This window comes from Photorhabdus sp. S10-54, assembly GCF_963878145.1.
In the GTDB taxonomy this organism is placed as follows: domain Bacteria; phylum Pseudomonadota; class Gammaproteobacteria; order Enterobacterales; family Enterobacteriaceae; genus Photorhabdus; species Photorhabdus kayaii.
On the sequence record NZ_CAWNXG010000015.1, the window covers coordinates 71,979 to 84,942 of the forward strand.

General features: G+C 41.7%; 6 protein-coding genes and 1 tRNA gene. 3 read left to right on the forward strand and 4 right to left on the reverse strand.

The window, feature by feature from the left end:
- Entirely contained in the window at nt 1-2,292 is a 2,292-nt protein-coding gene (nrdA, locus tag AACQ83_RS10660; RefSeq protein WP_112877551.1) for a class 1a ribonucleoside-diphosphate reductase subunit alpha, read from the reverse strand.
- A gap of 368 nt (nt 2,293-2,660) precedes the next feature.
- Entirely contained in the window at nt 2,661-3,383 is a 723-nt protein-coding gene (gene ubiG / locus AACQ83_RS10665; RefSeq protein WP_112877549.1) for a bifunctional 2-polyprenyl-6-hydroxyphenol methylase/3-demethylubiquinol 3-O-methyltransferase UbiG, read from the reverse strand.
- Between the two features lie 169 nt (nt 3,384-3,552).
- Between ubiG and gyrA the strand changes: the two genes are divergently transcribed.
- Both gyrA and rcsC read left to right on the forward strand, forming a co-directional pair.
- Nucleotides 3,553-6,189, forward strand: coding sequence for a DNA topoisomerase (ATP-hydrolyzing) subunit A (gyrA, locus tag AACQ83_RS10670; RefSeq protein ID WP_112877548.1), 2,637 nt, complete (start codon nt 3,553-3,555; stop codon nt 6,187-6,189).
- Nucleotides 6,190-6,346: 157 nt separating this feature from the next.
- Nucleotides 6,347-9,163: a two-component system sensor histidine kinase RcsC gene (gene rcsC / locus AACQ83_RS10675; RefSeq protein ID WP_112877546.1), complete on the forward strand. Its 2,817-nt coding sequence runs from the start codon at nt 6,347-6,349 to the stop codon at nt 9,161-9,163.
- Between the two features lie 86 nt (nt 9,164-9,249).
- Here the strand turns inward: rcsC and rcsB are convergent, their stop codons facing one another.
- Nucleotides 9,250-9,903, reverse strand: coding sequence for a response regulator transcription factor RcsB (rcsB, locus tag AACQ83_RS10680; protein ID WP_112877544.1), 654 nt, complete (start codon nt 9,901-9,903; stop codon nt 9,250-9,252).
- Between the two features lie 4 nt (nt 9,904-9,907).
- Complete coding sequence (gene rcsD, locus AACQ83_RS10685) at nt 9,908-12,598, reverse strand: phosphotransferase RcsD (RefSeq protein WP_112877542.1); 2,691 nt, start codon at nt 12,596-12,598, stop codon at nt 9,908-9,910.
- Nucleotides 12,599-12,811: 213 nt separating this feature from the next.
- Between rcsD and AACQ83_RS10690 the strand changes: the two genes are divergently transcribed.
- A tRNA-Ser gene (locus AACQ83_RS10690) sits at nt 12,812-12,899 on the forward strand.
- The last annotated feature ends 65 nt before the right edge of the window (nt 12,900-12,964 follow it).

Sequence of the window (12,964 nt, forward strand, 5' to 3'; positions counted from 1 at the left end):
TTAAATCTTACACGCGCCGCCTTCACAATCGGAATCAGCAGATTCCACGACTTCTTCCAGGTCATCCTGAATGTCTTCCGCACCATCACGGGTATTGTGGTAATACAGTGTTTTCACACCATATTTGTAAGCGAGCAGCAAATCTTTCAGCAGTTGATTCATCGGCACTTTTCCACTCGGGAAATGTGTTGGATCGTAGTTGGTATTGGCAGAGATCGATTGATCGATAAATTTCTGCATGATACCAACCAACTGCAAGTAGCCATCATTGCCCGGCATTTGCCACAAGAGTTCGTAAGCGCTTTTCAGACGCTCATATTCCGGCACAACCTGGCGCAAAATGCCATCTTTTGATGCTTTGATGCTGATATAACCACGAGGTGGTTCAATGCCGTTGGTGGCGTTAGAGATCTGGGAAGAGGTCTCTGACGGCATCAAAGAAGATAATGTGGAATTGCGCAGACCATATTGTTTGATATCGTTGCGCAATGCTTCCCAGTCATAGTGCAGCGGTTCATTGGTCAATGTATCCAGCGCTTTTTTATAGGTATCGATAGGTAGGATACCTTTAGAATAGGTGGTTTCTTTAAACCACGGGCAAGCGCCTTGTTCTTTCGCCAGTTCATTAGAGGCTTTCAACAGGTAATACTGGATAGCTTCAAATGTTTTGTGAGTCAGGTTGTTAGCGCTGCCATCTGAGTAACGTACACCGTGTTTCGCCAGATAGTAAGCATAGTTGATGACACCAATGCCTAATGTACGGCGACCCATTGCCCCTTGTTTGGCGGCAAGGATAGGGTAGTCCTGATAATCAAGCAGGGCATCAAGGGCACGGACCGCCAGAGTAGCCAGTTCTTCCAGCTCATCAAGATTTTCAATTACCCCCAAGTTGAATGCGGACAAGGTACACAGTGCGATTTCACCATTTTTATCATTGATATCATTCAATGGCTTGGTTGGCAGTGCAATTTCCAGACACAGGTTTGATTGGCGCACCGGGGCGACTAAAGGATCAAATGGGCTGTGGGTGTTGCAGTGATCTACGTTCTGAATATAGATACGGCCGGTAGAAGCACGCTCTTGCATCATCAGGGAGAAGAGATCAACCGCTTTCAGACGTTGCTGGCGGATATTACTGTCCTGCTCATATTTGGTGTACAAGCGCTCAAATTCATCCTGATCGGCAAAGAATGCATTATATAGCCCTGGAACATCGGATGGACTGAACAGGGTAATCTCTTCACCTTTGATCAGGCGCTCGTACATCAGTTTGTTAAGTTGTACGCCATAGTCCATGTGACGAACACGGTTTCCTTCAACGCCACGGTTGTTTTTCAGTACCAGCAGGCTTTCAACTTCCAGATGCCATAATGGATAGAACAGTGTCGCAGCGCCGCCACGAACGCCCCCCTGAGAGCAGGATTTGACCGCGGTCTGGAAATGTTTATAAAAAGGAATACAGCCGGTATGGAAGGCTTCACCATTACGGATTGGGCTTCCCAGTGCACGAATACGGCCTGCATTGATACCAATACCAGCACGTTGAGAAACATATTTTACAATCGCGCTGGAAGTCGCATTAATGGAATCTAGGCTATCATCACATTCAATCAACACACAGGAGCTGAATTGACGAGTCGGGGTGCGTACACCTGCCATGATCGGGGTAGGCAGAGAAATCTTAAATGTGGAAGTTGCGTCGTAAAAACGGCGAATATAGTCCAGACGTGTCTCTTTCGGATAACCGGAGAATAGGCAAGCCGCGACCAGAATATAGAGGAATTGGGCACTTTCATAAATTTCACCGGTAACGCGATTCTGAACCAGGTATTTACCTTCAAGCTGTTTGACCGCCGCGTAAGAAAAGTTCATATCACGCCAATGGTCAATAAATTCGTTCATTTGCTCGAATTCTTCTTTCGAGTAGTCTGTAAGCAAGTGCTTGCCATATTTGCCCATTTTCACCATACGGGATACATGGTCATAGAGTGCGGGTGGCTCGAATTGACCGTAAGCTTTTTTACGCAGGTTGAAAATTGCCAAGCGGGCGGCCAGATACTGATAGTCAGGTGCATCACCGGAGATAAGATCAGCGGAAGCTTTGATCATCGTCTCATGAATATCTGAGGTTTTGATGCCATCGTAAAATTGGATTTGAGAACGCAGTTCTACTTGTGATACCGAGACATTTTTCAGTCCATCGGCTGCCCAGTTAACAACCCGGTGGATTTTATCAAGGTCAATTCGTTCTTTGTGGCCATCACGCTTTGTTACTAGCAGACTATGGTTCATGGACAGGCATACCTTACATTTACTTTCAGATTCGCTCCCACCTGCTTTGTGTCTTTGACTTAGACCAAAACATAACCCTCTCAGTGGCGAAGAAACCCACGAGAGAGTAGTGGTAATGGAATGTTAAGGAACACAATATGTAGGGGGTACACTAAATAATGACAACAAGATAATGTTAAAAGCAGCTTTTATCAAGTGCACAAAAATGCGGATTCTTGTGGATAACTTGAGGACTAAAATTTATTAAAAAGCCGGAAGCCTGCATCATTACTAGCGGTTGCTCTGACAGAAACATCGGCAAAAATGGGTAAAAAAATTCCTGAAAATGTGATTTATTTGCCGCTTTATTAATCTGTCAGATAAACATGTCAGACATACTGGGTGTGTAACATATAATTGACGTCTACATTGTGACCAAGGCTAAATTTATCTGTTAACGGGTTGTAATGCAGGCCGATAATATGCTTTTCCCGTAGGGGTGTTCTGTCAATCCAGCCTATCAATTCTGATGGCCGGATAAATTTTTTCGCATCATGAGTTCCCTTCGGTACCATTTTTAGAATGTATTCCGCGCCGATTATTGCCATAAGCCAGGCTTTTTTGTTGCGGTTAATGGTAGAGAAAAAGACGTGTCCGCCGGGTTTCACTAACTGAGCACAAGCCTGAACGACCGATTGTGGATCTGGGACATGCTCCAGCATTTCCATACAGGTGACGATATCATAAGCTTGTGGATATTTTTCGGCGTGGCTTTCTACTGTTTCCTGTACATAGGTCACGGAGATACCTGTTTCAAGGGCGTGTAGTCTGGCAACTTGAAGTGGTTCCGTACCCATATCCAGCCCGGTCACATCAGCCCCTTCACGGGCCATACTTTCTGACAAAATACCGCCGCCACAGCCCACATCTAACACTTTTTTACCGAAAATGCCGCCAGAACGCTGCAAAATATAATTCAGGCGTAGTGGGTTAATCCGGTGCAGTGGCTGAAATTCACCTTCCAAATCCCACCAGCGAGAAGCAATCGCTTCAAATTTTTCTATTTCCTGTTGATCAACATTGTTTGGGGTGGAAGGGGTTTTGATGTTCATCAGCGGTTGTTGCTCCTTAAACTTTCTTTAAACAGGCGGATTCACTCAGTTCTGAGATAGTATACACGGCTTAATTTTTAAATACCCGTATCTGATTTTTATAAAACTGTTGGGGTGTGGTATAGTTCTAAACCTTTGAATTCGGAATGTATGAGGGATAGTGGGCTCCATGAGCGACATTGCCAGAGAAATCACCCCGGTCAATATCGAAGAAGAGCTGAAAAGCTCGTATTTGGATTATGCGATGTCTGTTATTGTCGGGCGCGCACTACCAGATGTTCGAGACGGACTAAAGCCGGTACACCGTCGCGTACTTTATGCCATGAGTGTACTGGGAAATGATTGGAATAAACCCTACAAAAAGTCTGCCCGTGTTGTCGGGGACGTCATCGGTAAGTACCACCCACATGGGGATAGTGCAGTCTACGACACGATTGTTCGTATGGCTCAGCCATTTTCCTTGCGCTATATGTTGGTTGATGGTCAGGGTAACTTTGGGTCAGTTGATGGTGACTCAGCCGCCGCTATGCGTTACACCGAAGTGCGTATGGCGAAAGTTGCCCATGAACTGTTAGCGGATCTGGAAAAAGAGACTGTCGATTTTGTGCCGAACTATGATGGTACAGAACAGATCCCGGAAGTGATGCCAACGAAAGTACCAAACCTGCTGATCAACGGTTCTTCCGGTATCGCAGTGGGTATGGCAACTAACATTCCTCCTCATAACTTGTCCGAAGTTATTGATGGTTGTCTGGCTTATATTGAAGATGAAAATATCAGCATTGAAGGGCTGATGCAGTATATTCCTGGCCCAGATTTCCCTACTGCTGCGATTATTAATGGTCGTCGCGGTATTCAGGAGGCTTATCGTACTGGTCGCGGTAAAATTTATATCCGTGCCCGTGCGGAAATTGAAGTGGATGAGAAGAATGGTCGTGAAACTATTTTAGTGCACGAGATTCCTTATCAGGTCAATAAAGCCCGTCTGATTGAAAAAATTGCCGAATTGGTGAAAGAAAAACGCATCGAAGGGGTTAGTGCACTTCGTGACGAATCTGATAAAGACGGCATGCGGATTGTGATTGAAGTGAAACGGGATGCGGTGGGGGAAGTGGTTCTGAATAACCTCTATTCTTTGACTCAACTCCAGGTTTCTTTTGGTATCAACATGGTGGCCCTGCATCAGGGGCAGCCGAAGCTGCTGAATCTGAAAGATATTATTTCGGCCTTCGTATGCCACCGCCGTGAAGTGGTCACTCGTCGTACCATCTTTGAATTACGTAAAGCCCGTGAACGTGCCCATATTCTTGAAGCATTGGCCGTGGCACTGGCGAATATTGATCCTATCATCGAACTTATCCGTCTTGCTCCGACACCAGCCGAGGCAAAAGCTGCATTGGTTGCTAAGCCGTGGGAATTAGGTAGTGTTGCTGCCATGTTGGAACGTGCCGGTGATGATGCCGCCCGCCCTGAATGGCTGGAACCACAATATGGTGTGCATGACGGTAAATATTATCTGACCGAACAACAGGCTCAAGCCATTCTGGATCTGCGTTTGCAGAAACTGACCGGCTTGGAGCATGAAAAACTGCTGGATGAATATCGTGAATTGCTGACATTAATCGGCGAGTTGCTATTCATTCTAGAAAATCCTGAGCGTTTGATGGAAGTGATCCGTGAAGAGTTGTTGGCAATTAAGGCGCAATACAGTGATGCTCGCCGTACTGAAATCACGGAAAATACGGCTGATATCAATATTGAAGATTTGATTAATCAGGAAGATGTTGTTGTCACCTTGTCACATCAAGGGTATGTCAAATATCAACCATTGTCTGACTATGAAGCGCAGCGCCGTGGTGGTAAAGGTAAATCCGCAGCGCGTATTAAAGAAGAAGATTTTATTGACAAGTTGTTGGTTGCCAATACTCACGATACGATCCTCTGCTTCTCCAGCCGTGGCCGCCTGTACTGGATGAAGGTTTATCAATTACCGGAGGCTAGTCGTGGCGCACGCGGTCGTCCGATTGTTAACCTGTTGCCGTTAGAGCAAAATGAGAGAATTACGGCGATTCTGCCGGTGCGTGAATATGAAGAAGGGCTGTATGTCTTTATGGCTACTGCCAGTGGGACCGTGAAGAAAACCGCGTTGCAAGATTTCAGCCGTCCGCGCAGTGCGGGTATTCTCGCCGTTAATCTCAATGAAGGTGATGAGCTGATCGGCGTTGACCTGACTGACGGTAATAACGAAGTTATGTTGTTCTCCGCGGAAGGGAAAGTTGTTCGTTTTGAAGAGGAAGCGGTTCGTTCAATGGGGCGTACCGCTACCGGTGTACGGGGTATTAAACTAAATGGTAAAGATAAAGTTGTTTCTCTGATTATCCCGCGTGGAGAAGGAGAAATTCTAACGGTCACTGAAAACGGTTATGGTAAACGTACCGCTGAAAACGAGTATCCAATTAAATCCCGTGCAACACAGGGGGTTATCTCGATTAAAGTCAGCGAACGTAATGGTAATGTGATCGGGGCAATTCAGGTTGAACCAACCGATCAAATAATGATGATTACGGATGCTGGCACATTAGTACGAACAAGGGTGTCGGAAGTCAGTGTTGTTGGCCGGAATACTCAAGGCGTAACACTTATTCGTACCGCTGAAGATGAGAAAGTTGTCGGCTTACAGCGGGTTGCTGAGCCCGAAGATGATGACGATGATGAAGATGGGCTGGCAGTAGAAGGGGAAGAAGTGAAAAGTGATAGCACCGATTTACCTGATGCTAACAGCAGCGGGTCAGTTGATCCGGTTTAAGTGAGGATAGTTTTTCACTTGATTTAAGAAACAGGTACTTCGGTACCTGTTTTTTTAATATCGAAATATGCAACAGATGGGCCTTTTTAATCTTTAAGTTCTGGTATATCTTGTCATTAATGACGTTGAATGATGCTGGTTTTTATCAGGTAACCTTTTGAGATATCTTTCTTCTTTTCGTACATCGCTGAAAATATCCCGTTATCTTTTCCGGGTGCTTGGCTTAATGTTGTGGGCGTTAGGCGCTTTATTAACAGCTTTTTACCTGGTTAATATCTTTAATGAAGTCAAGTCGGATATTCGGCAAGAATACAATGCTAATTATGATTCCACACTCTCTTATGTGCGTCATACAGCAAGTGTTCTGCGGGATATCCAATATATGACAGAGAAGCATTTACTGAATTCTAATGGAAAAAATGCTATTTTTGATTTTCCACATAATAGCCCGGCGTTTTCTTACCATCCTTTGAACCAAAGCGCTGACTGTCGTACTTTTCGCAACAATACTCATAGTTATTTAAATTCGTTGAATAACCTTATCTTCTATTGGAAAGATAATCTTGCTGCGCCTCAAGGGTTGAATCAGGTTTTTCTGGTGGGCACACAAAGTATGTGTATGGTGAATTTTTCTATCCGTAATACCACGACTGAACCCGATACGTTGAAAAAAATAGTTTATGAAAATTCACGTAGGCTTATCAGCCTGAAAGAGCAAGGTAAAGAACGAAATATTTATTGGGTTATACCGGGTGCAAGATCTGATAGCGGCCATCTCTACGTGTTGGCTCCGGTATATGTCAATGGTGAGATGGTTGCTATGATAGGCATTGAACAATTCATCAGATTGGACTCTTTTATTCAGAGACAAGACCGCCCAGTTTCAATAACGTTATTGAATCGCAGTAATCAACCGGTGTTGCATTATCCAGTAAATGATGACTATAAACTTCATTATGCTGATTATCAGTTGGAAGCGCCTTATTTTGGCTATGATGATAATTTTACTGATTTACTGTTAAAACGTCGGTTAATGCCATCTTCATTCAGTATCATTTATGCACTGCCACTGAAAACTATTTTTGAAGGTTTTAAGCTACAGATTATTAGCAGTTTTGTGCTTAATGTATTATCTGCCTTTGTCATCATTATCTTGGTGTATCTGTTTGAACGGAAAATGTTTGTTCCGGCTGAAGAGAATGCCATTCGCCTGGAAGAGCATGAGCAATTTAATCATAAAATTGTGGCTTCAGCGCCGGTTGGGATCAGTATATTGCGGGTCAGTGATGGCAGTAGTATTCTGAGTAATGAGTTGGCACATAATTATTTGAGAATGCTAACGCACGAAGATCGGGAACGGATTATTCATATTATTTGTGACAGAACCAGCAGTTATGTTGATGTTGTAACCAGTAATCATCATCATTTGCAAATCAGTTTTGTTCATTCCCGCTACAGGAATGAAGAGGTGGCAATTTGTGTCTTGGTTGATATTAGTGTCCGTGTGCGGATGGAAAAATCATTACAGGAAATGGCGTTGGCATCAGAACAGGCTAACTATTCTAAATCTATGTTTTTGGCTACCGTCAGTCACGAGTTGAGAACGCCGCTTTACGGTATTATTGGCAACCTGGAGTTATTACAAGCACATTCATTGCCTGCTGAATCTGTCCGTTTGTTATCAACGATGAACAACTCCTCAGCGCTGTTGCTAAAAATCATCAGTGATATTCTCGACTTTTCAAAGATTGAATCTAAACAGCTTAAAATTGAGTCTAGAGAATTTTCCTGTCAGGAAGTTATCTCTCATGTTATTTCTAACTATTTACCACTAGTAGTGAAAAAGCCGTTGACCTTGTATTGCTATATTGAACCGGATGTTCCAGATTATATCTGCAATGATCCGGTTCGATTACAACAAGTTATATCTAATCTATTAAATAATGCGATTAAATTCACTGATACCGGATGTGTGATTATCCATGTGACAGTTGATAGAGATTACTTATACGTCAGAATAAAGGACACTGGCGTCGGTATCTCTGATAAAGCGCTTATTCAGTTGTTTGATCCATTTTTTCAGATTATGCCAAATACGGAAAGTTCATCTCAGGGAACAGGGCTTGGTCTGGCGATTTGTGAAAAACTGATCAATCTGATGGATGGTGATATTGAAGTCATTTCACAACCACAGGTAGGAAGTATGTTTTCTATTCGTTTACCTTTATATGGTGCGAAATATAGGCCAAAAACTCAGTTAATAAATGAGTATCAGCGAAAAATCATCTTGGCTATACGTAATCTTTATCTGGAGGAGTTTTTACAGCGTTTTCTGGTTCATCATGGTTTACACACTGTTTTATACAGTGAGCAAAACACAGAGGGTAGTGAAATTGTTATCAGCGATTTTCCTGATGCGGTTATTTCCCCTGTATACGCTTATATTGAATTATCGACGGACTATATTGGCTCACCGGAACAAATCAGAGAAAACTATTGGTTACATAACACTTACCATTTACATGATTTGTCGGTAATGATTGAGCGGCTGATTTCGCCGAATCATAATGTGGTATTGAATACCGCCGCACCTGTTTTTCAGGCAAACACCCGGTTTAATACTATTGTGGTTCTGGTGGTAGATGATCATCCTATCAACCGCCGTTTATTGGCCGATCAGTTGAAATCCATTGGTTTTCAAACAGCGGTGGCAAATGATGGATTAGATGCGTTGGAATATTTGAAGAACGGGGGGATTGATATTGTTCTGACGGATGTCAATATGCCCAATATGGATGGTTATGCGTTAACAATGTATTTACGGAATGATGGGTGTAAGCTGCCGATTATTGGTATTACGGCAAATGCACTGGCAGAAGAAAAACAACGCTGTATTGATGCAGGAATGGATGATTGTTTGTCTAAACCGGTTTCTCTGGTGACTCTCAGACAGACACTGACGAAAATGATTTGAAACGATGATTTATAAAATAATGCCCGGTACAAACAAATAGTTACCGGGCATCAGGACGACTTTCAGGTTAAAATAACGAACGATATTTACTGAACGTGATTGTTCGTACCGATAGTGACAGAAGCAAGATAATTGAGTAATGCAATATCGTTATTTACCCCCAGTTTTACCATAGCCGATTTTTTCTGACTGCTGATAGTCTTGACACTGCGTTTAAGTTTTTTGGCAATGTCTGTTACCAAAAAGCCTTGGGCAAATAGACGTATAACTTCACTCTCTTTTTGTGATAACGGTTTATCGCCATAGGGGGTTTTCGTCACTTTTTTCAACAGTTCAGAAACGCTTTCTGGCATAAATTTTTCCCCTTGTTTCAGGGCCGTTAATACATCAGGTAAATCTGTTGGTGCTCCTTGTTTTAAGACAATGCCTTCAATATCAAGTTCGAGTACAGCACTTAAAATTGCTGGATTATTGTTCATGGTTAGAACAATGATGGATAGCCTGGGATAATGGCGTTTGATGTATTTAATCAAATTGATCCCATCGCCGTATATGTCCCCAGGCATGGACAGATCCGTGATCAGTACGTTTGCTTTAATACAGGACAGATTGTTGATCAATGTGGTCGAGTCTTCAGACTCAGCGACGACGTTGATCCATTCAAGCCGCTCAAGTGATTTGCGGATGCCAAACAGGACAATCGGATGGTCATCAGCAATAATGACGTTAAGGTTATTCATCTTATTAGTTACCCTGCTGCAATAGCCTTTTGGTGAAGGATTCAATACGGCCAATGCTATTCTTAATCTCTATTTCATTACTGTCTGTTATGTGTTGTTCCAGTGTTTCGCAAGAAAGTTTGAGGAGTTCTAGGTCTAACATAGCAAAGACGCCTTTCAGGCGATGTGCTGTTTGCGAAAGCGATATCAGATCATATTGTTCTATATCAGTATACAGCTTATTAATATCTATCGGTACTGTCTCGACAAATAATTGTCGGTAATCGCTATCAGTTAGCTGTTTTTGATAACTATTTATAACATTGCCAAAATCGTAATCGCTGCTTTCATCGTTAAATGCTGACATTTCTAAATTTGCAGTGAATTCGTTAAAACTGAAACTTCTCTCAATTAATAACGAAATGGCATTGATAACCGCTTCACTCAGATTGTAGTTACATCGAATATAGTCAGGTTTTATCTGCTCAAAGCTGGCCAGATTATCAACCAGTAATATAGTCGATTTTGCCGAATCGTAGGGTTTATCCGTCAACATGATATCGTATTCTCGATCCATATTTTCTGGCTTTTTATCGAAGTAAACAGCGCCATAATGATGCAGATGATTTTGCACGATCTTACGGATCTCCGTATTGCTGATATCCAGCAAGGCAGTAATGTCTTCCAGGAGCGGCGGGCATTGGTCTTGGCCGATTATTAAGGGCAGACTGATAGCATAGCGCGTACCCAGGCTGGGTTTGCTGTTTATAGTAAAATGACCATTTAATTTTCTACATAATTGGTTACATAGATAAAAGGTCAGTCCTGAATTGGATTGATATTTATCACCTGTGGCTTTGCTTAAAAATGGATAATTCAAGTTTGTTAAATCTGTTGAATTAAGTCCGGTTCCTGTATCTATAATTTCGATTTGAATTTGTTCTTTGTATTCCTGAGAATAATTAACGATGAGAGATATTTTGCCATAAGATGTGAGCGTGATTGCATAATTGACTAACATCAGGACGATCTTACTGATGGCAGTATTATCGCCAATAAATAGTGATTCAGGATTAATATTACAATGATAATAATAATTCAATCCTTTATTATTCATCTTAGGAAACACTTTTTTAATAATATCTTCTAAAATGACTGATAATGAAAATGATTCATTTTTTGCTTGCCATTCACCTGATTCTAATTCATTGAGTAATGAAATATTCTCGATCCAGTCGGATATATATTCAGATTTAGTTAATAAATTATCGACGATACGAACACTATTTTCTTCTATAAGAATTTGTTTCAGTTGGTAAGCGATATGATCTAATTCCTTTATTGGTTGTTGTAATTCAGAACGAATGTTGGTCAACATAAAACGCCGAGCTTGTACACTCTTATCGTGTTCCAAATGGGCAAGTTGTAGACGCCGGCTAATTAATGCTTCCTGATCTTTATCTTGCAGTAAAAACAGATAAGTTTCTGGCAACAGGCGAATGCTGTACATGTTAATTTCATAGACTGAATCATCAATTGAGGTTTGGATGACACCATGATGTTGCTTTGCCATCATCTTAATTTTATTTAAATCGACATTCGGCAACAGATGATCGGCGATATTATTGCACATAATTATCTGATTTACTGAGAAATCATAAATCAATAAGCCAATCGGAATATTGGAGATAATATCGTGACTTAACGCATCCTTGATTTGTAGCTGGTGACTCATCAGGGCATTTGGCGCGATATATTTTCTACGAATGTAAATAAGCCCACCTAAGGACAGGATAATAAATACTGAATCAGCCAGTAACAACCAGATGTTTCTGTATAACAAATCGATTAGCAAATCTTTGAGTGATATCCGATACAGCAGTTTGTATTGCGTACCTTTAAGCGATTGGGAAAATTCGAGCCAGAAACCATTTTGTGAAATATTGACTTTATTAATTTCATTAGGGGGTTGCTCGTCATCCAACAATAGACTGAAGTTGGCCGCTGCCATATCCATAGGAAGAAGATGACAAATAGGCAAATCAAAAGCGATAACTGTTGCCAATTGACCCGGTGAATTGAACGTCGCCCGATAAGTATAAAAATGGATATTTTCGCCATTTAACTTACGGATTGATGAAATATTTTCCCGTTCATCTAACGCGGTGGATTGCATCAGCATTTCTGAACGTTTTGATTCGGCAGTCAGTGTTAGATAACTTTCTTTAAACCTCAATTCTGGTTTAAGAATAGAGTGAGTGGTTATCAGAAACAGACTGTTATCTTTACCATTCAGGTAGTACATGGAGTTGTATTCATTGCGGGTGCCCCACAAAATCTCCATATAGTTGGAAAGGCGCTGTGCCAACTCTACACTTGCAGTGTTGTGGTGACCAAAAATAATCGTGTCGATAGTTTGATAACTATTCTCAAGCCAGTAAACATCAGGTCGTAGCTTCATCGGTGTGACGAGTTCTGGTGGTTTAAAAGATGAGCTATTGGCTTGTTTAAAGATAGAATTAGCGTGGTAACGATAATCTTCTATCTGTAATACTATTTTGGTTGCGACACTATTTAGCGCATATTTTTTCCCCATTAGCCAGGCATTGAAGTAGTTATAGCTGTATAAAAACAGGGAAACAAAAAGCAGAATAATGAACAGACCGTAGTAACGGTTTATGGTCGATGAATTAATAGAAAATTGTTTGTTATACATTCGTTGAGTAAAAGCCTTAATAATTGCTTGGCTGTTTAGCGAGCTCGTTAAATTGGTGAATCTTGTGATTCGATCTATTTAGGCTAATTTTAGCAGGATCAGGGCTGAAAAGGATATTATAGATTGAGGATTGAGCGAATAGTAAAAAAATCACAGAATTTTTACGATAGAGACTAGACATATTATCATGTTAGGCGCATAATCTCGCGCCATGGAAGGATGGCCGAGCGGTCGAAGGCAGCGGTCTTGAAAACCGCCGATGGGAAACCATCCTAGAGTTCGAATCTCTATCCTTCCGCCAAATAATGACCCTATGCATCTTCTTGCATGGGGTTTTTTCATTTCCATATGCCATTTAGATAATAA

Bases quoted from the DNA above. Each gene is read 5' to 3' on its own strand.
- gyrA (WP_112877548.1), top strand. From the start codon at position 3,553: ATGAGCGACATTGCCAGAGAAATCACCCCGGTCAATATCGAAGAAGAG.
- rcsD (WP_112877542.1), bottom strand. From the start codon at position 12,598: ATGTATAACAAACAATTTTCTATTAATTCATCGACCATAAACCGTTAC.
- rcsB (WP_112877544.1), bottom strand. From the start codon at position 9,903: ATGAATAACCTTAACGTCATTATTGCTGATGACCATCCGATTGTCCTG.
- nrdA (WP_112877551.1), bottom strand. From the start codon at position 2,292: ATGAACCATAGTCTGCTAGTAACAAAGCGTGATGGCCACAAAGAACGA.
- ubiG (WP_112877549.1), bottom strand. From the start codon at position 3,383: ATGAACATCAAAACCCCTTCCACCCCAAACAATGTTGATCAACAGGAA.